Origin of the sequence: Brevibacterium sp. FME37, assembly GCF_014897485.1 — a bacterium.
Classification (GTDB): domain Bacteria; phylum Actinomycetota; class Actinomycetes; order Actinomycetales; family Brevibacteriaceae; genus Brevibacterium.
In genome coordinates, this window is the sequence record NZ_JABUYE010000004.1 from 13,558 (window position 1) to 33,222 (window position 19,665).

At 63.2% G+C, this 19,665-nt stretch carries 16 protein-coding genes; 13 read left to right on the forward strand and 3 right to left on the reverse strand.

Annotated features, from left to right (window positions below; all coding sequences use genetic code 11):
• Positions 1-66: 66 nt before the first annotated feature.
• The 4 genes from INT29_RS06160 (at position 67) to INT29_RS06175 (ending at position 4,532) form a co-directional block, all read left to right on the forward strand.
• Entirely contained in the window at positions 67-2,007 is a 1,941-nt protein-coding gene (locus tag INT29_RS06160) for a histidine kinase (RefSeq protein ID WP_193071116.1), read from the forward strand.
• Positions 1,995-2,639 carry a response regulator transcription factor gene (locus tag INT29_RS06165; protein WP_009881760.1) on the forward strand — a complete coding sequence of 215 codons (645 nt, stop codon included), beginning with the start codon at positions 1,995-1,997 and terminating at the stop codon, positions 2,637-2,639. The genes INT29_RS06160 and INT29_RS06165 overlap by 13 nt, the downstream gene beginning before the upstream one ends.
• A 1-nt stretch (position 2,640) precedes the next feature.
• On the forward strand, positions 2,641-3,579 hold the full coding sequence (locus tag INT29_RS06170) for a hypothetical protein (protein ID WP_101571366.1): 939 nt from the start codon (positions 2,641-2,643) through the stop codon (positions 3,577-3,579).
• A gap of 161 nt (positions 3,580-3,740) precedes the next feature.
• Positions 3,741-4,532, forward strand: a complete 792-nt coding sequence (locus INT29_RS06175; RefSeq protein WP_193071117.1) for an SDR family oxidoreductase — start codon at positions 3,741-3,743, stop codon at positions 4,530-4,532.
• Positions 4,533-4,536: 4 nt separating this feature from the next.
• Here INT29_RS06175 and INT29_RS06180 read toward each other — a convergent pair whose 3' ends face one another.
• Positions 4,537-5,478, reverse strand: a complete 942-nt coding sequence (locus tag INT29_RS06180) for an amidohydrolase family protein (protein WP_193071118.1) — start codon at positions 5,476-5,478, stop codon at positions 4,537-4,539.
• Between the two features lie 81 nt (positions 5,479-5,559).
• Here INT29_RS06180 and INT29_RS06185 point away from each other — a divergent pair, with 81 nt between their 5' ends.
• Both INT29_RS06185 and INT29_RS06190 read left to right on the forward strand, forming a co-directional pair.
• Entirely contained in the window at positions 5,560-6,381 is an 822-nt protein-coding gene (locus tag INT29_RS06185) for a DUF402 domain-containing protein (protein WP_193071119.1), read from the forward strand.
• 77 nt (positions 6,382-6,458) lie between these two features.
• The gene (locus INT29_RS06190) at positions 6,459-7,481 is read left to right on the forward strand and encodes an NADP-dependent oxidoreductase (RefSeq protein ID WP_193071120.1); all 1,023 of its coding nucleotides are present in this window, start codon (positions 6,459-6,461) and stop codon (positions 7,479-7,481) included.
• A 247-nt stretch (positions 7,482-7,728) separates the two neighbouring features.
• Here the strand turns inward: INT29_RS06190 and INT29_RS06195 are convergent, their stop codons facing one another.
• Complete coding sequence (locus INT29_RS06195) at positions 7,729-8,721, reverse strand: asparaginase domain-containing protein (RefSeq protein WP_193071121.1); 993 nt, start codon at positions 8,719-8,721, stop codon at positions 7,729-7,731.
• An 84-nt stretch (positions 8,722-8,805) separates the two neighbouring features.
• Here INT29_RS06195 and INT29_RS06200 point away from each other — a divergent pair, with 84 nt between their 5' ends.
• A complete protein-coding gene (locus tag INT29_RS06200) occupies positions 8,806-9,255 on the forward strand; it encodes an MmcQ/YjbR family DNA-binding protein (protein ID WP_193071122.1) in 450 nt (149 codons plus the stop codon).
• A 33-nt stretch (positions 9,256-9,288) separates the two neighbouring features.
• Here the strand turns inward: INT29_RS06200 and INT29_RS06205 are convergent, their stop codons facing one another.
• Positions 9,289-10,350, reverse strand: a complete 1,062-nt coding sequence (locus tag INT29_RS06205) for a phosphatase PAP2 family protein (protein ID WP_193071123.1) — start codon at positions 10,348-10,350, stop codon at positions 9,289-9,291.
• 151 nt (positions 10,351-10,501) lie between these two features.
• On the opposite strand from INT29_RS06205, the gene INT29_RS06210 reads away from it, so the two are divergent.
• The 6 genes from INT29_RS06210 to INT29_RS06235 all read left to right on the forward strand — a co-directional run bounded on the left by INT29_RS06210 (position 10,502) and on the right by INT29_RS06235 (position 19,656).
• Positions 10,502-11,965 (forward strand): DUF3375 domain-containing protein, encoded by a 1,464-nt coding sequence (locus INT29_RS06210; protein WP_193071124.1) that lies wholly within the window; start codon positions 10,502-10,504, stop codon positions 11,963-11,965.
• A complete protein-coding gene (locus INT29_RS06215; RefSeq protein WP_226831023.1) occupies positions 11,962-12,720 on the forward strand; it encodes a DUF4194 domain-containing protein in 759 nt (252 codons plus the stop codon). Before INT29_RS06210 ends, INT29_RS06215 begins: the two co-directional genes overlap by 4 nt.
• The gene (locus INT29_RS06220) at positions 12,717-16,184 is read left to right on the forward strand and encodes an ATP-binding protein (protein ID WP_226841695.1); all 3,468 of its coding nucleotides are present in this window, start codon (positions 12,717-12,719) and stop codon (positions 16,182-16,184) included. Before INT29_RS06215 ends, INT29_RS06220 begins: the two co-directional genes overlap by 4 nt.
• A 34-nt stretch (positions 16,185-16,218) precedes the next feature.
• Positions 16,219-17,550 carry a Wadjet anti-phage system protein JetD domain-containing protein gene (locus INT29_RS06225; RefSeq protein WP_101574098.1) on the forward strand — a complete coding sequence of 444 codons (1,332 nt, stop codon included), beginning with the start codon at positions 16,219-16,221 and terminating at the stop codon, positions 17,548-17,550.
• On the forward strand, positions 17,547-18,710 hold the full coding sequence (locus INT29_RS06230; protein WP_193071125.1) for an MFS transporter: 1,164 nt from the start codon (positions 17,547-17,549) through the stop codon (positions 18,708-18,710). Before INT29_RS06225 ends, INT29_RS06230 begins: the two co-directional genes overlap by 4 nt.
• A gap of 208 nt (positions 18,711-18,918) precedes the next feature.
• Complete coding sequence (locus INT29_RS06235) at positions 18,919-19,656, forward strand: class I SAM-dependent methyltransferase (RefSeq protein WP_193071126.1); 738 nt, start codon at positions 18,919-18,921, stop codon at positions 19,654-19,656.
• The last annotated feature ends 9 nt before the right edge of the window (positions 19,657-19,665 follow it).

The window sequence follows — 19,665 nt, forward strand, 5'->3', positions numbered from 1 at the left end:
AACCCGATGCTGGGTAGGTGGTCAACGTGCTGTCGGCGGCGCGCGGACTCCCGTAGCGTAATTGCTATGAGTGAGAACACCCCCACGAACCCGAATGAATCGGAGCCGCAGGGCGCCGATTCTTTGGAGTCCCAGACGCCAGAAGAAGCGCCGGAAGTGACACGAGAATCCGAGACGTCTTTCGGAGCCGAGGCAATTGTCAACGCGCCCCCGACCGCTGAGATCTCCGACGCGCCTGCGGCGACGGAGGCGGGACAGTTCCGGACAGCTCCCATGGACATGAACCTGCCCTTCAGCGCCGGTGCTGACGGGCAGTCGTCGGCGGGTAACTATCCGACACAGCAGAACACGCGGGCATACCCACAGACCCGCGTGATGAACACCAACCCACCGCAGGCACCCTCCTCGCAAGGGTCCTCGCAGCAATCACCCTCGCAGCACTCTTCTCAGGCGTATCCTCCCCAGCCGCCACATTTCTCAGGACCAGGCAATCTTCCGCATCCCGGCTACCAGCCGCGCACGTACGCCAGCCAGTACGGCCAGCACACTAACCATTACAATCAGCACCCCAACCAACATCCTGCGCCCGCAGCCGTGCCTGGACCCAACGGGCAGATGCCGATGCTCCCAATGCAGCCGATGCAACCACCTCGGCGAAAGAAGCCGAGGTCGGAGTATGTCACCTCCGCGCCCGTGACCGGCGCGATGCCGCTGACCCGCGACGCGGTCACCGAGATCCCGGCCGACGGGCCGATCGAATGGCCGAACAGGCGAGTCGGAATAGTCGGCGTCGCGAACCTCGTGCTCTCTGCCGTGATGGCGGTGGTCTGGGCCTGGATCCCACTCGGTCTGCTATTCACCGGTTTCGGCGGTATCTTCGCGCTCGGTCTCGGCGTACTCGCTCTCGTCGCCTGGGTCCTCGTCCAGCAGGGTGCGAACGTGTTCGAACGCTACCGGGCTGAACTCATCTACGGTGATCGCATCCCGGTTCCGAAGATCGCGCGCAGCACCCGCGAATCAGGTTTCGGCCGCTTCTTCCACAACCGCTGGCTCCACGTGAAGTCCGGCTCGTTCTGGCGCTCGACCGCCCACCACTATGTGAAGATGCTGCTCGGTGCGATCGTCGTATTCGGCACCATCGCAGGCATCTGCGGGGCAATCATCGGCATCTTCAGTGCCATCAATCCTGAGGGCATCACCGACTTCTTCTTCCGTGGGACCACTGGCGGACTGGGACGCATCGGCGTTGCCATCGGCTCCCTCATCGTCCTCGCCAGCTCCGTGGCTATCCTCTGGTTCGCCCCGTACCTCGACAGGGCACTCGACCGCAGCCTCCTCCCACCCGCACGGACTGCTGCTCTGCAGGCCGAGGTCACCGATCTCGACCGGGCCCGCATGGCCGGGATCGAGGCCGCCGGTGCAGAGCGTCTGCGCATCGAACGTGACCTCCACGATGGAGCACAGCCCCGGCTGGTCGCCCTGAGCATGACTTTGGGCATGGCGAAATCGAAGATCGACACCGACCCCGAACGGGCCAAGGAGCTGGTCTCCGAAGCCCACGCCGAGGCGAAGGGTATCGTCAATGAGCTGCGTCAGTTGGCGCGGGGGATCCACCCCGCAGTGCTCACCGACCGCGGTCTCGACGCGGCTGTCTCCGCTCTGGCCGGACGCTCGACGATCCCCGTCGAGGTTGATGTCCGCCTGGCCGGACGCATCGACCGAGAGGCCGAAGCTGTGGCGTACTTCGTCGTCGCCGAATGCCTGACCAACATCACCAAGCATTCGGGTGCGACACATGCCCGTGTCTTCATCGCCCCGATCGAGACCGGAGTCCAGATCGTCGTCACCGACAACGGTCAGGGTGGTGCGCGCATCGACCGTTCAGGCCGTCACACCGGGATCGCCGGATTGGTCGATCGTGTCGAAGCCGCTCGTGGGACACTGAACCTGACCAGCCCCGCAGGTGGGCCAACTACTGTCGTTGTGGAGGTGCCATGCGCATCGTAATTGCCGAAGACTCTGCCATCTTGCGAGCCGGACTCGAGAGGCTTCTGGTCGATGCCGGGCACGAAGTGATCGCCGCCGTCCCCGATGCCAACGAGCTCCTCGCGACAGTTCACAACACTCCGCCGGATCTTGCCATCATCGACGTGCGCATGCCGCCGACATTCACCGACGAGGGCATCCGCGCCGCAGTCCTCATCCGCAAACAGAACCCTGACGTCAAGGTGCTCGTCTTCAGCCAGTATGTGGAGGAGCAGTACGCATCCGAACTCATCGCAGAGAACACCGGCGGCTTCGGATATCTGCTCAAGGACCGCGTCGCCGATGTCGAGGATTTCCTCGCAGCCGTCGACGAGGTCGCCTCCGGCGGCACCGTCCTCGACCCGGAGGTCGTCTCGCAGATCCTCGTGCGCACCCGCAAGAAGGACGGGCTGTCCACGCTGAGCCCGCGCGAGCTCGAAGTCCTCCAGCTCATGGCCGAAGGCAAATCGAATGCGGCGATCGCCCGCACCCTCTACCTCAGCGCGGGAGCGGTTGAAAAGCACATCAGTTCGGTCTTCACCAAGTTCGGTCTCACGGCCGACACCTCGGACAATCGACGGATCCTCGCCGTCCTCACATTCCTCGGAGCCTAGAATGCCTGCCACAGTCCACGTCAGCGAATCCACCCGCACGAGCCTGCGCGTGATCATCACGATCGCCGCTCTCGTCGTCCTCCTCGTGCCCATCGCCTTCAGCGTCGCGCATGGAGCCTCACGACTGAACTACACGAAGCTCGAAGTCACGGAGCCGCTGTCGACCTCCATCACGGATCTGAAGTTCGACCTCGACACCAGTGCTTCGGTGGTCGTCAAGACCAGCGACACGGATCAGCCCTCCGTCAGGCTCAACGCCACCGGGCCCCGTGATGAGATACCGAAGCTTCAGGTGAGAAAGTCCGGCCCCGCCTCGACCATCTCTGTGGACGATCACAAACAGCTCGAGAACTCCCAGATCGAGGTCATCCTCCCCGCCGAGACTTCGAAGAAGATGAAGCTTGACTTCAAGGGCGGCTTCGGCGCCATCAACATTGCGGGTGACTACCAGGAGATCGTCGCAAAGACAGACGGAGGGTCTGTTGAGGTAAGCGGTTCGGCAGAGTCCGTGCAGACTTCGACGGACTACGGGATGACGGAACTGAGCGGAACTTTCGGCACCGTCGAATCCAAGACCGGGGTGGGCACCATCAACGGCACGAACCTCAATGTTCGTGAACACGTCGACGCCGTGACCTCGACGGGGACGATCGACCTCGACTTCTCCAATGACACGGTTCCGATGTCTGGCATCGTGGCCAAGGCCGATGAGGGCACGATCGACCTCCGGCTGCCGCGTCTGGACCTGGCACAGGAGAAGATGGACGCCAAGGACCTCTTCTATCGCATCAACGCGAACTCGAATCAGGGCGGCGTCGATCTGGCCAAGGATCTCAAGAAGTACGATGCCTCGAAGAATTCCAAAGATGACGAGGACAAGACGATCATCCCGGTCGCGGTGAGTGCCGACACCGGCACGATCACCATCGAGCAGAACTAGCTCAAGCAGAGCCAGGCAGGACACAACCGGGGCCGCTGGAACTAGACTGGCACATAACGGTGCCCGTCGGTGCAACCGCCGGCGGGCACTGACCTTCGGTCTGTGGTCCGCTGGTCCTGCGACTCGAAGGCCGCCGATCTACCGACATCAGGGGATGAGACATGCAGATCACCGTTTATGGAGCCACAGGAACCTTCGGCAGCAGGCTCGTGGCACACCTGCGCGAACGTGATCACTCGGTGATCGCTGCCCACCGCGGCATCGGAGTCGACACCTACGCCGGCGAGGGAGTCACCGAGGCGGCCGAAGGCAGCGATGTCCTTGTCGACTGCGTCAATTACATGAGCAACAATCGGCACAAGGCCCTCGACTTCTTCTCCCGCAGCTCACGTTCGATCGCCCTGGCCGCTGCGGAGAATCCCGGTGCCGCGATGGTGTGTCTGTCCATTGCGTTTCGTCCCGAGGTCGCGAAGTCCAAACTGCTCGGCTACTACCAGGCCAAAGAACTGCAGGAGCGGGTCTATGGCAGGCTGGTCCCCGCCGATCAGCTGCTGATGTTCCGATCGACCCAATGGTTCGAACTTGTCGAGACGATGACGTTCAATGCAGGTCCGCTGGCGTTCGTTCCGAAGATGCGAGTCCAAGCTCTGGCCGCGGACGAAGCCGCACGAATGATGGCCGAGGCCATTGATGCTTCAGAGCGGGGCACCCTCGAAGTCGCCGGACCTGAGATCAGTGACTTTCCGACCATCGCCGGCAAGATCGCTGCGAGGAAGTCGACTGCAGATGCGACGGTGAGCGTCGGTGCACGCTCGCCCCGGCCCACGAAGATCGTTCCTATTCCGATCCCAGGTCCGATGTCTGCAGAAGGACTCATCCCCGATTCGCCGAGGCTGTCGGCCGTCACCATCGATGACTGGTTGCGAGAGAGCTCAGCACCACAGAACGACTGAGAGCTCAGCTTTCGAGGCCGAGGATCCTGGCACCGTTGTGCCACAGCACCGAACGCATCCAATCATCGCCGAGGCCCAGCCCGGCCAGCCCTGAGACCTGATCCGCATAGGGGTAGGGAATGTTCGGGAAGTCCGAGCCGAGGATGATCTTGTCCTGCAGATCAGCCAAGCGTTCACGGTAGCTCGGGTCCACCTCGGCGGGGGAAGAGAAGAACCCGGAGGCATACATCGTCGTATCCAGATGGACTCCGCTGTAGTCCTCGGCGAGCGTGGCGAAGGCGTCGTATTCGGGCATGCCCATGTGGGCGATGACGAACTGCAGGGACGGATAGCGTTCGAGCACATTCGCCACGGCCCGCGGCCCGGTGTAGGTCCCGGGCAACGGCTCGGAGCCGGCGTGGATGACGACGGGCACCTGCGCCTCGGCGAGTGCCGCCCATGCGCGGTCGAGTACGCGGTCATCGGGGGAGAAGCCGCCCACCTGGATGTGGACCTTGAACAGTCGGGCACCGGCCGCCAATGCCTCTGGGACGTAGTCGGCAGATTCCGGCTCGGCGTAGAGCGTTGCGCAGTGGATGACATCATCATGGGCGGCAGCGAAGTCACGGTTCCAGTCGTTGAGCCAAGCGGCCATGCCGGGTTTGTGCGGGTAGGTCAGGGCCGGGATAGCGCGAACACCCAGGTCACGTACGATCCGCAGGCGAGTCTCGGTGTCATAGCGGTAGTGGATGGGCCACGGGTAGCCGTAGCTGGACTCGGCGGCATCGAAGTACGCCCATACCTTGTCGAGGACATTCTGCGGCAGAAAGTGGATGTGGATGTCGGCAAGGCCGGGAATGCCAAGGGCCTCGAGGTAGGCCGGGATGTCGGCATCAGCGCATGGTGGTTCGATCGCGTCGCTGTGATCGACGGCATCATTGCGGTCGTGAGGTGTGAAGTCGTCCATACGCCCCACCCTAGACGGTGGGAGCTGAGCAGAATCAGGGGCATCCAGCGCCCACCCATGCCGCACGTTTAGACTGCCCCCATGAAGTTCACCGATCCCTACGAGATCGACGTCCCACCTGGCACTCGGCACGTGGGCGAAGGCCCATTCTGGAGGCCCGGTGAGACTGTGACCTGGTCATTTCGACGCTTCGACTTCGACCGGGACCATGCCGAGGTGCGCCGACCGATGCGTGTCATCGAGGACTCCGACGCCGGTGCTGTGCTGTGGATGGCAGGGGGCACGGAGACCGTCGACACGAGGATCGTAGGCTGGGAGGATTCCAATCCTCATGATGTGCCCCTGAAGGCTCGTTTCCGTCCCCTCGCCGAGGCGCCTCGACGTATCAGTGCTCCCGGCAGCTGGCGCGGACTCGGAGTGCTCAAAATCGTTCCGCCCCATGTTCCCTTCTCCGTGTGGGTCCTCCTCAAACCGGGAACGGAGGGAGCGGACTCTGGGGCGGCGGGATCGATCTCGGCACACTGGTACGTCAACCTCGAATCAACACATCGCCTCACGGATGACAGCTTGTTCACCAGCGATCACATCCTCGACATCACGTTCCCCGTCGACAGCATGCCGTTGCACAGTCCGGCCGGCCTCAACCCGAACGGGGCGGTGTTCAAAGACGTCGACGAGCTCGCCGCAGCGGCTGACTACGGTGCCTGGCCACGGGAGTGGTCGGACATCATTCGGAGCAATGGTGCGGAGCTGCTTGACCACCTCGGCGAGTTCACCTGGGCATTCGATCCGAAGTGGGAGACGATGGCACGGAAGCTTGTGTCCACGACGAGCTCGGATTCTTCGCGAAATCAGGAACATCAGCGGGTCCGAGGTGGTTGCTACAGCAAGGACTGGATCTAGGCGCGGCCTTGTCGGTCCGCAGACCAGAAGCGACCGTGCGCAGACAGTGCACGGCGTCGATGAAAGGAATCATGTCCATGACGACTAACCACCGGATTCTCCTGAACTCCCGCCCAGTAGGTTCGCCCACGGCCGAGAACTACCAGCTCGACGAAGTGGAGCTGGCGACGCCGCAGGATGGTGAAGTTCTGCTTCGGACCCTGTACCTCTCGCTCGACCCTTATATGCGCGGTCGGATGTCGGATGCGAAGTCCTATGCGAAGCCGGTCGAGGTCGGCGATGTCATGGTCGGCGCCACGGTCTCCGAGGTCGTCGAGTCGAATTCGTCTGACTTCTCCACTGGTGACACCGTCCTCGGCTACGGCGGATGGCAGGAGTACTCCGTCGAGAAGGCCGCACACTTGCGCCGTCTCGACCCTGAGGTCGCTCCGGTCAGCACCGCTCTCGGTGTGTTGGGCATGCCTGGCTTCACCGCATACGCAGGTCTCCTGGAGATCGGCCGCCCGCAGCCCGGTGAGACCGTGGCCGTCGCTGCCGCCACCGGTCCCGTCGGCTCGGTGGTAGGTCAGATCGCGAAGATCAAGGGTGCGAAGGCCGTCGGCATCGCTGGTGGACCCGACAAGGTCGCCCACCTGAACGAGCTCGGTTTCGATGTGGCGCTTGACCACCGGACGGGCAACCTCAAGAACGAACTCAAAGAATCGGTGCCACAGGGCATCGACGTCTACTTCGAGAACGTCGGCGGAGACGTGTTCAAGGCAGTCCTGCCACGTCTGAACACCTACGCACGAGTGCCCGTCTGCGGGCTCGTCGCCAACTACAACCTGACAGAGCTGCCCGAAGGACCGGACCGTTCGGGTGCGCTCATGGGCAACATCCTCACGAAGTCACTCAACGTCCGCGGCTTCATCCAGACAGAGTTCGTCGAGAAGCACCATGATGCTTTCCTGGCCGAGATGAGCGGCTGGGTCAAGGAAGGACAGGTCCGTTACCGCGAGGACATCCGTCCGGGTCTGGACAAGGCTCCCGAGTACTTCAACGATCTGCTCAACGGTCGCAACTTCGGCAAGATGGTCGTGGCAGTCGGTGCCGAGAGCTGAGACAGCCTGCGGCGGTTAGCCTTCGGCGCTGACACAGGCGCAGGTTGAAGCTGCAGATTTCCCTAGCAGCCTGCGGAACACACCAACGGCCTGCAGATATCACAAACAGTCGGTAAGTTATGGTCGAATTTCTCAAGTTTTTCGACCGGAACTTACCGACTGTTTGGTGTCACGGTGATGAGGGGCGCGGTCGGTCGACGAAGGCGGTCTGAAGTTGCTGCTCCCTGTGAACTCCGGGAGGCAGCACTTACGCGAACGCCGCGAACACCTCGGCGGGGTCAAGTCCCAGGCTCAGAGCCAAGGTCAGAACGATGCGGGCCTTGCGGGCGTCGAGAATCCCCGCGGGAATGAGGCCGGAGGTGAGCAGTCCGATCTCACCGCCGGGGTAGCCGTAGGTATTCGTCAAGCTCGCACCCGATCCCGGCCGTGACGCCAGGATCACGGGCATGGCCTCGCCGAGGCGGGTCACCGTCGGCACCAGATGTTCGGGTACGTGTCCGCCGCCGACACCGGCGAGGACGGCACCGGAGAAGTCGGAGTCGATGAGCTGGGTCAGCGTCTCCTCGGGTTCGCCCATCCCCACCTCGGTGAGGGCGACCTTGGCCAGCGTCTTCGGATGGGGGAGGCCCGCGAACGGCGAGACGCTTGCGGCAGCAGGCGCGTGGGGGAGGCGGACGGTGTCTTCGCTGATCCACCCGATCGCACCGAGGACGGGGCCGGAGGCGAATGCCGCGGTCGAGGTCACGTGGGACTTGCGGACGAAACGCGGATCGTGGATCTCATCGTTGAAGACCAGACTGGCGGGCAGGTTCTTCGTCAGTGGCGACAGCGCGGTCAGCGCAGCGGAGCGCACGTTGGCCGGTCCGTCGGCGCCGGGCAGGGTCGGATTGCGCATGGCTCCGGTGGCGGCGATGTGGGTGGCCGAGTCGTTGAGCAGCCAGAGCGCGAAGGCGCTCTCCTCAAGTGTGTCGGTGCCCTGCGTGAGGACTATGCCGTCGACCTCGCTGGTGCGGGCCAACTTCCGGACCTCGAAGAGCATGTCGAGGGTGACATTGGCGCTCGAGACCTGTGACACCTGGGTGAAATCGGCTTGCAGGTCCGGCCAGATCTGGTCGAGGCCGGCAGCCGCGGCAATCTCCGCGCCGCTCAGCGCGGGGGCCACGCCACCAGACTGGTTCGAAGTCGATGCGATGGTTCCGCCGAGGGCGGCGACAAGGAGTCGCGGAGCGTTTTCTGACATGGGCACGAGTCTATCGGGCGCTGCTCTGGTGGGTCGACGGTAATCAGCGGACCCCGTGTCATGGCCGTTTGCTAGCATCCGAGCATGGATCCAGACACCGTCCTCACCCTGGCTCATGATCAGGCGATTCAGTATCCGTCTGTGGAGATCGAGCAACCGTTCGGGCCGGAGTACGACGTGTTCAAGGTGCGCGGGAAGATGTTCATGATGCACTTCGACCTACGCGGTGTATCCAGCATCAACCTCAAGATCGACCCGCTCGACGGCGAGGTGCTTTGCGATGCCTATGAGGAGATCACTCCCGGATATCACATGAATAAGAAGCACTGGGTCACCGTGGCTGGTGCTGGCACCGACGATGACGAAAGTGTCGGCATCGGCACTGGCGATAGAGGCGGCGATTCTGGGAACCTACTCGACTCTGAACTTCTACACGATCTGGTCCTCGAGTCCTACTGCCTCGTCGTCGCGAAACTGCCGAAGAAGGACCGGCCAGTCGACCCGAAGACCTTCGGCGGGAGGGATGGAGGCTGATCGGGCCCTGGCCTCGGCGCCGATCCTCGGCACTCAGGCGGTTTCGGCGTGAGCCCGTTCCCCAGCAGGATCAGCAGCCCGGAGTCCATCACGCGGCGTCGCCGATTGGCGTCTGTTTCCGGTGACCCATGCGCCCAGGGACACTGCGGCCCAGCCGATGCCCATGCCCGCGATGTCATCGATGACGTAGTGCCACCCGAAGTAGAGGGTAGCCAGCACTGTGAGTCCGAAGAACACCCATGTCAGAACCTGCGTCAGCCGACGCTGCCGGGTGTGCATCATGAAGAGAGCAGCGGCGAAGGTCACGGAGACATGCAGAGAGGCGAAGGCGGCCACGCCTTGGATCACCCCGCTGCCGGACGGGTCGGAGAGGAAGTCGAGGCGAGTGGTGATCAGTGACTGCTGAAGGTCGCTGACCTCTGTCTGGGCAAGTCCGCTGTAGAGATCAGGACGGGTGAACGCCGGTCCAAGAGCAGGCATGAGGTAGTAGCTGATTGTGCCCAGAACCCAGTTGAGACAGAGCATCGTCGCATACCAGGCGCCGATGGCGAGATTGCGGTTGAGGATGAGTACGATGCCGAGGCTGATGGGGATGAGCGGAAGGTAGGCGAGGTAGACGAGGGAGAGCACCTGGGCCATGACCCCGGTGCCGAACACATCGTGCAGGACGACCGCGGGGTCAATCCCTCCTCCGAACCAGAGGTCGAATCGCAGAAGCTGCTGGTCGTAGAGGACCCCGTGGCGGAAGATCGGAAGGTTGCTTTTGAGGTTCCGATAGCTGAGGTAGCAGATGTAGAAGCTCATCATGCCGGTGGTGATGCACAGCACTCGGCGGAGGTTCCACTCGTTCTGCACGACTTTGATCATCGCCCTCGGCAGCTGTCTCCATCCGTTGGTTCGCAGCGCGTCGACGAAGATTCCTATGCCGAAGATCAGCAGCGCCAGCAACGGCATCCGAACATAGGCGGGGCCGAGGAAGCCGTCTGGATCTTTGAGTGGCTGCCCGAGGTAGATCGAGGAGGAGAGGGCGACCACTGCGACAGCGAGGGAGAGCAGTATGGCGAACGTGTAGGGCCATCGTCGTATCCGAACCATCGGGACACTCTATAACGATTCGGCAACGAGGTGGCGAATTCTGTGTGACCTGTCACTGGCTGAAAAATACTGTGCCGTTGCCTGCGAAAACCATGAATCCCGACGTCCTTGAAATTGGCAACAGGCCTCATCGGCGCAGACAATAGAGGACATGTCTGCCCTCAGCTCAGCACTCGCCTACCGGCGTCTGCTCGACTCCAATGCCACACTGCGCATGCTGCGGGCCGACCATCTCCCCGTCATGGCCGCGACGTTGGGTACTCACCTGGGCAAGCCCGGCACCCGAATCTCCACCGAAGACCTCCACGAGTCCATCGACTCGGACTTCGAAGAACTCCGCGACCACTTCGACTTGTCCACACGGACGGCCAAGGCCTACTGCGACGACTGGCGAAGGGCAGAGATCCTCGTCCGGCGGCCGGCCACAGCGGCGAGAGGTGAGACCTACGAACTCTCGGCGGCGGGATTCGATGCCATCCGCATGCTCGAACAGCTGCGCACCCCGCCCCAGACCGCGACCGAATCACGGCTGGTCAGCCTCGCCCAATCGGTCCGACAGCTGGCCATCGACACCGACCCGGACAGCTCCCGCCGACTGGCATCCCTGCACGCAGAACGCGACCGCATCGACGCTGAGATCGCCCGGGTCCGCCGCGATGACCCACGCTCGATCGTCCTCGACCGGCGCCGCGCGAATGAACGCGTCGGTGACATCCTCCAACAAGCTGAGGGTCTGCCCGCCGATTTCGCCCGCGTCCGCGCCCGCTTCGAAGAGCTTAACCAGGAGCTGAGGATCTCGATCCTCGCCGCCGAGGACTCTCAATCCCAGGTCCTCGACGAGGTCTTTCGCGGCGTCGACCTCATCGAATCCTCCGATGAGGGCAGAACGTTCTCCGCCTTCTCCGCGCTAGTCCGCGATCCCGAACAAGCCTCGGCCTTCGACGAGGACATCGCTTCCATCCTCGATCGTGACTTCTCGGCCACGCTCTCGGCTGAGACTCGCCGATCACTGCGCACCCTCATGCGGCAGATGAAGGACGGCTCCCGCGAAGTCTCCGACATTCTCTCCGAATTCGCCCGCGGGCTGCGGCGCTATGTCCACTCCCACGAATTCCAACGCGACCGCGTCATGCGCAACCTGATCCAGGACGCCCTGGCAGCGGCGGCACCTGTCTCACAGGTGCGCAAACCTTACGACAACCTCGGCGTGGATCTCGAGCTCTCGAGCGTGGCATTGGGCAGCCTCGGGGAGGTCATCCTCCATGACCCCACCGAATTCGATGCCGGTGCCGAACTGGGTGAGGCGACCGAGACAGAAGTCGACTTCGCTGAACTCATCGCCGTCGCCCGGGAATCCGAGATCGACTTCTCCGAGCTGTCTGACAACGTCAACCGGGCCATCGATGGAGTCGAGCAGGTCTCCGTCGCCGAGGTGCTCGACCATTTCCCAGCCTCACAGGGCCTGGCGAGCGTCGTCGGTCTCCTATCCCTGGCCAGCACCTATGGACATGTCGACCCCGAGTCGCGGGACCGACTTGAATGGGCCGGGGTCGACGGAATTGTCCGCAGCGCCACGATCCGCCGTCACTACTTCACCGAAGGCGTCACACTATGAGCAACTCCGCAGGCATCCCCACCGACGGCGCGGCACACGAATCTGCGGCGCACGACTCCGGAACTGAAGCATTCACGCGCAATCCGAGTGCACTCTGGTTCGACGACACGGGCACCCTGGGTGAGCGCACGCGTCGGGTTCTCCTCGAACTGCTCAAGGGCCCCTACGTCTCCGGTGCGCAGAGCCCGCAGCTGTGGTCGGCACTGGTCGCCGATGAAGGAATCGTGCGATCACGGCTGCACGACCTGTTCCTTGAACTCGTCATCGACAAGATCGACGAATTCGCCTTCACCCGCAAGGTCGTCACCGAGGAGGTCGACGTGCCTGCGGCCGTGCGCAGCGAACGGCTGACCTTCCTCGACACCGCCATGCTCCTCGTCCTGCGCCAACTGCTTCTGGCAGCACCAGGTGAGCGCCGGGTGATCGTCGATCGCGAAGAGGTCTACGAACGCCTGGCGATCTATCGCACCGGCGACGAGTCCACGTTCCAACGCAACCTCAACGGTGCGTGGAACCGGATGAGCAACCGTCTGCGTGTCCTCCACAAGGCAGGTGAGGACCGCTTCGAAGTCTCGCCGATGGTGAAGTTCCTCATCGACGAGGACCAGGTGCGCGAGCTCATCGAGGTCTACGAACGCATCGCCGCAGGAGAGGCCAAAGGCTCCGTCGCCGAGGCAGCGTTCAGTTCACACGACACCGACGACAACGACGATTCCGAGACTGACGAACCCGAGACTGAGGAGGAAGAAGCATGACCGAGGCTCTCTTCCCGCTCGATGCCGCACTCATCGCGGATCAGGCCCGCGCCCGCAGCGTCGATCGTCCCGATGTCGGCAGCCAGTGGCGGCTGTCCGAGATTCAGATCGCGAACTGGGGCACCTTCGACGCCGACATCCACCGCATCCCCGTCTCCCACAAGGGCCACCTCATCACCGGACCTTCAGGCTCCGGCAAGTCCTCACTGCTCGACGGCATCGCCGCGGTGCTCACCCCGGACAAGTGGCTGCGCTTCAATGTCGCCGCCCAAACCGCCGGCAGCCGGGTCGACCAGCGCAGCCTCGTCAGCTATGTTCGCGGTGCATGGACCCGCACAGCGGATTCCGACGAGGACCGTGTCGTCAGCAAGTACCTGCGCCCACGCGCCACCTGGAGCGGCATCATTCTCCGCTACGACAATGGCACCGACCGTCCGCTGTCGCTGGCCAGGCTCTTCTTCATCAAGGGTTCGGGCACGAAGATGACCGATCTCTCCGACGTCTGCATTCTCGAACGGGCAGGCCTCGACCTCGCAGACCTGCAGCAGTATGCACGAACCGGCCTCGAGACCAGGAAACTGAAAACCGAGCATCCCGAAGCGCTCATCACGTCCAACGGCTCCCATGCCAGGTTCTACGCCCGGATGCGCAAGGTCTTCGGCATGGCCAGCGAATCGGCGCTGCAGCTGCTGCATAAGACTCAGTCAGCCAAGAGCCTCGACAGTCTGGACCGGCTCTTCCGCGACCACATGCTCGAACCGCCGGTCACCTTCGACCTGGCCGAGACCGCGGTCAACCAGTTCGGAGACCTCAAAGACGCTCACGATCATGTCGTCGAACTGCGCCGCCAACGCGACCACCTCCTTCAATTGCGTGAGGCCTCGAACCGCTACGATTCCGCCCATGAGTCCGCGGCGAAGTCGATTGCGCTCAACGATGCCCTGCTGCCGTTCCAGAAACGCCGCGAGCTCGACCTCATGCGCTCGGACCTCTCGGCGCTGCGCCGCGAGCTCGTCGAAATCGAAGTCGCGGCCGACAGGTCCAAGAAGGACTATGACGCCGCGGTCGACGAATACGACCTCGCCCGCCGTGCCACCCTCGACCTCGGCGGTTCGGAGGCCGAACACCTGCAGCAGCGCATCGACACGGCCGAGACCGAACGTCGTGCCATCGCCGATCGGTGGGCCAGTCTTGAGCGACAGCTGAAGCAAGCAGACATCGAACAGGTGCCCACCTCGGCGGCGGAATTCGCCGAACTCCAGACTCAGATCGCGTCCACCCTCGACGAGGAGACTCAGGCCTCAGGGCCCAGCCACGCCGATCACGACCGTTTCTCCAAGGCCCGCGCACAGGTCAGAGAGCTCGAAGCTGAGATCGACTCCCTGCGCCGTTCGGGTTCGACCGTGCCGGGAAATCTGCTCCAGATCCGAGAGGAGCTGGCCGAGGGCACGGGACTCAGTGCGAAGGCACTGCCCTTCGCCGCAGAACTCATCGACGTCGATCCCGACCACGCTGCCTGGACTGGGGCGATCGAACGCGTGCTGCGCCCACTGGCACTCACCGTCCTCGTGCGCAGCGAGAATCTCGGCGCGGTCCGCTCGTGGGTCGACTCCCACCGCATCAAGGGCCGACTCGTGTTCGAAGAGATTCCCGCCCAAGTGACGAAACCACGACCCGCCAATAGCGCGAAGTCCCTGGTCAACAAGGTCACTATCGCCGAAACTGGGTTCGGGGAGTGGGTGCAGTCCACTCTGTCCGAACGCTTCGACTTCGCCTGCGTCGACAGCCCTGACGAACTCGACGACCACCCCCGTGCCGTCACCATCAAGGGACAGATCAAGACCTCGAGGACTCGCTATGAGAAGGATGACCGGCGGCGCATCGATGACCGCAGCCAATGGGTCCTCGGCGACCGAGAGAACAAGCTCGAAGCCCTCATCTCCGCATTGAAGGAAGCTCAGGCGGAGCTGGCCGAGGCGCAGGCCATCGTCGAAGCCGCGAACGCACAGACCGCACAAGCCCACCGCAGGAAGGGCATCCTCGCCGGTATCCGCGAGCAGTCCTGGCGCGATGTTGACCTGGCCGGGGCGAAGGAGAAGATCGCGGCCCTCGAGAAGGCCCTGCGCGAACTCGAAGACGCCGACGGTGACCTGCAGCAGGCGATCGGAGCCGAACGCGAAGCCCGTGCGGCGAAGGAAACCGCCGAAGCCGCCACCCGTGACAGCGACTACGCCCTGCGTCGGGCGAATGAAGACATCACCAGCCTGCGGACCAGTCTCAACGGTCTCGAAGATGACGTCACTGCCGGGCGCATCCCCGAGGTGGATCCGACGATCGCCGAGCAGCTCGAGGCCCGGTTTAAGCGAATCCAGCGCAGCATTCGACGCGAATCTCTGTCGGAGATCGGACAGCAGGTCTCCCAGACTCTGCAGTCGGAGAAGGACAAGGCCCAAGCCTCGGCGAGCGAAGCCGGTCAGTCCGTGACCAGGTTGGCCGCCGAGTTCAAAGCCGCCTGGTCTTCGGTCGCCTCCGATCTCACCGCCGATGTCGCCGACAGGCACGACTACCTGGCGATGCTCGACGAGATCCTGGCCCATGGCCTACCCGATCATGAGAACAGATTCCGGGACCTGCTGCGCCAGCGCTCCCGCGATCTCATCGGCGAACTCCTCAACGAGATCCACGCCGCCCCACGTGAGATCGAAGACCGGGTCGCACCGATCAACTCATCCCTGCTGCGGTCCCAATTCGACGAGGGCCGCTACCTGCGGCTGAAGGTCAAGACCCGACGCAGTGAGACCGTCAACGCCTTCATCGCCGACCTCCGCAAGGTCGCCGGCGGCACCTGGGGCGAGGAGGACATGGCCACAGCGGAGGACAAGTACGACACCCTCGCCGAGGTGATGCGTCGATTCTCCTCAAGCGAGCACGTTGACAAAGTGTGGAAGAACCAATGCCTCGACACTCGACTGCACGTGAGCTTCCTGGCCGAAGAGATCGACGACCACGGCCGCGCCCACGCCACCTACGACTCCGGTGCGGCGATGTCCGGCGGTCAGCAGCAGAAGCTCGTAATCTTCTGCCTTGCAGCAGCACTGCGCTACCAGTTGGCCGACCCCGATGAGGCGATCTCGAAGTACGGCACGATCATCCTCGACGAAGCCTTCGACAAGGCCGACACGAGGTACACGCGCATGGCGCTCAATATCTTCATCGAGTTCGGATTCCACATGGTCCTGGCCACCCCACAGAAGCTGCTGCAGACCATCGAACCCTATGTCGGTGCGGCGACCTCGATCGAGAACCCGAGTCGACAGAAGACCCTCGCAGCGACCATGGTCTGGGAGACCGAGAACAGCGAAGAGCCGAGCGGTGAAGCCCAGGCGGACGAGGCGGCTGCCGTCGCTGACGAAGCGGCTGCCGGCGATGAGGTAGGCGCAGGTGAACCCGACGATGAGAGGTGAACCCGACGATGAGAGCTGACCGGGGGAGGCGACGATGACCATGCTCACCGTCGCCGAGGCGCGGGCGAAAGCGCGTACCCGCCTGCGCTCGTCGATGTCGACCTGGGCCACCCAGACGGACTCGAACTGTGTGAGTCCAGACGGCGGCGCAGAGACTGGCCTCGACGTCAGCGTTCCTACCTTCGCAACTGTCGAGATTGCTCTGCATCCGCCCACGGAGAAGCACGTGCTCGAGGATCAGCAGGCCGCAATGGAATGGGCTGCAAGCTGGCGGAAGATCGCTGCACCCGGTGTCAGTGACTCGAGGTTGGAGAACCTCAGCAGTCCGGTCATCGACTGGGCCGAACGCTCCTGGGTGCGGGTCGGGCGCCAACGGATCCCGCTGCGTCTGCGGTTGCGTACACCGGATGCTGTGGCAGACTTCGTCGGTGGCGACGAGGCCAGCCAGTGGCGTCGGCTGCGGGATCGGACCGCGACGATCAGGTCACGATTCGACGATCAGCACAGTGCCGCCTCGGCGATCAAAGCTCATGCGAAACGGATCCTCGGACTTGAACACACCGAGTTCGACACGCTCCTTGACGTCGTCGCCTGGTTGCGCCATCACCCCGTGGGAACCCTGCGGCCCCGACAATTGCCGATCCGCGGGGTCGACTCAAAATGGTTCGAAACACACCGCTCACTGGTCACGGCACTGCTGGAGGCAACTGGGAGACCCGATGCGGTCGACGTTCTCGACGCTGAACCTCGGATTCGGATGCGCATCCTCGACCCGGAACTCACACCGTCAGGACTCAGCGACATCAGCACGCCAGTAACTCAGCTCAGCGATCTGGCGATCGCGCCGCGGCTCGTCTTCGTCTTCGAGAATCTCGAATCGGTGCTCGCGATGCCCGATTGGGCCGATGCTGTGGCTGTGCACGGATCGGGTTACGCGGTGGACAACGTTGCCCGTCTGGCCTGGGTGCACGGAGCGCGAGTCATCTACTGGGGTGACCTTGACTCGCATGGGTTCGCGATCCTCTCTCGGCTGCGCAAACACCTGCCGCACGTGGACTCGACGCTCATGGACGAGGCCACTCTCACCGACCACAAGGATCTGTGGGTCCAGGAGCCGAAACCCCACACAGGAGTGTTCCCGGAGCTGACTGGGACGGAAGCGCGGGCGCTGAACCGCCTGCGTGCCGAGGGCGACGTTCGACTCGAGCAGGAGCGCATCCCGTGGGCCACCGCGCTCGCCGCACTGAAAGCAAAGGCCGCCTCGGCGGGGGAGTCTGCAGACGCGTCGAATAAGTCTTCGGCCTCGCCAGGGGAGCCGACAACCTCGGCGAGTGAACTCGATGCCCCGCGAGGGGCACAGGGATGACCGACCGGCCTCGCGGAGGGCTGGTTGCCCTCTGCATTGCCGAATTGGCCAGCTGGGGTCTGCTCTATTACTCGCTGCCAGTGGCGGTGACTCCGATCTCTGCCGATATGGGCTGGAGCCACACCACTGTGACTGCGGCACTGACCCTCGGGCTCATCGTCTCCGCGCTCGCCGGCGTCCGCGTCGGAAAGCTGCTCGACGCGCACGGGCCCAGAACGCTCATGAGCGTCGGCACGCTCATCGGCATCCTCGCGCTGCTGCTTGTGGCAGCGGCACCGAATCTCTTCGTCTTCTTCCTCGCGTGGGTGCTGGCTGGATTCGCCCAGGCCGCCACCCTCTATCCGCCGGCCTTCGCTGTCGTCACCCGCTGGTACGGAGCCGAGCGAACCAAGCCACTGACAACGATCACGCTGGTCGGCGGCCTCGCCTCGACGGTGTTCGCCCCGATCATCGCTTGGCTCATCGACTCGTGGGGCTGGCGACCGGCCTATGTCATCCTTGCCGGGATCCTGGCCGTGACAGCTTTGCCGATGCACTGGTTCTTCCTCAACCGCGGGTGGACCGATGAGATGTCGCGGAATTCGACGGTGCCGTCGCGCGCGGAGATCCGCAGCATCACCCGATCCCCGACGTTCGTCATCCTCCAGATCGCCGTCGCGCTGGCGACCTTCACCCTCTTCGCCGTCACGATCAACATCATTCCTCTTATCATCGAGCGTGGAGCCGGGTACTCGCTCGCCGCGATTGCTCTGGCACTCGTCGGCTTCGGGCAGGTTTCCGGACGGTTCTTCTATCCGGCGTTTGCACGGCGCACGAGTTCACGGGCGCGAACGGTGCTGCTGCTCGGCGCTGGAGCTATCGGACTGTGGCTGCTCGCCTTCGTGCCCGGACCTATCTGGCTGCTCATCGGCATCGCGATGATCGCCGGTGGTGTCCGTGGATGCATCACGCTGCTGCAGGCGACTGCCGTGGCCGACCGGTGGGGGACCGCAAAATTCGGGGCGATCAATGGCGTCTTCGTCGCTCCCATCACCGCCGGCACCGCTCTGGCGCCGGTGGCAGGTCCGGCTCTCGCCGGAGTCGTCGGCGGCTATCCGATGATGGCGATCGTCATGGCCGCCCTCCTGACCGGGGCGACGGTGCTGTCGGCAAGGACGTGAATTCGGCACCGGCACCGGAACGGGCCGTGGAACAGCATCCGAAAGATGCGGTGCACGAATTACCACAATACCGAAACGTGTAAAGAATTCGTCGATTTCCTTACACGTTTCAAGAACGTAGCAAATTACTTGTCATGTCTTCTGTCAGCTCGCGACTTCAGCCGACGGAGGATGTTTACGGAAGCGGACCATCAGCTATTCTGGACGTGTGCCTGATGCGTTGTTTTCAGACCCCCGGCTAGCTGGAGTCTACGATCCGCTTGACCCGGACCGGAGCGACCTCGACATGTATGTCGACGTCGTCAAAAGGTTCGGGGCCAGTAAAGTTCTTGACGTTGGCTGTGGAACAGGAACATTGGCCTCCCTTCTGGCTGAATTGGAGAATTCCGTTCTGGGCCTCGATCCCGCGTCGGCATCTATCGACATCGCACAGTCGAAGGTGGTTTCTGACTTCGCTGAGTTCATCGTCGCCGAGGCTCCTGACATTGCTGACGATCCTGCTCGGCACCGCGGCTTTGACCTGGCAACTATGACCGCGAATGTTGCGCAAGTCTTTCTCGACGATGATGAATGGCTGGCCACCCTTCGGGCAATACACTCTTGTCTTCGCCCGGCGGGACGCCTGGTTTTCGAAGCCAGACGACCCTCCGATCGTGCCTGGATCCGCTGGACCAAAGAACTGACCTGGCGAGTAGTCGACGTCGATGGCGAGGGACCGGTCGAGACGTGGGTGCAGGTCACCGAGGTCAATGGCGAGTACGTCTCCTTTGACTCACCGACGATCTTCCACAGTGATGGTGAACGAATCAATTCCACGTCGACCTTGCGCTTCCGAACCGAAGACGCGGTGAAAGGCTCACTGACAGACGCTGGCTTCGGCACCATCGACGTCCACGACCTTCCCTATGCTCCCGGGCGTGGATGGCTGTTCATCGCTTCTGCCTGAGTCGCGCTG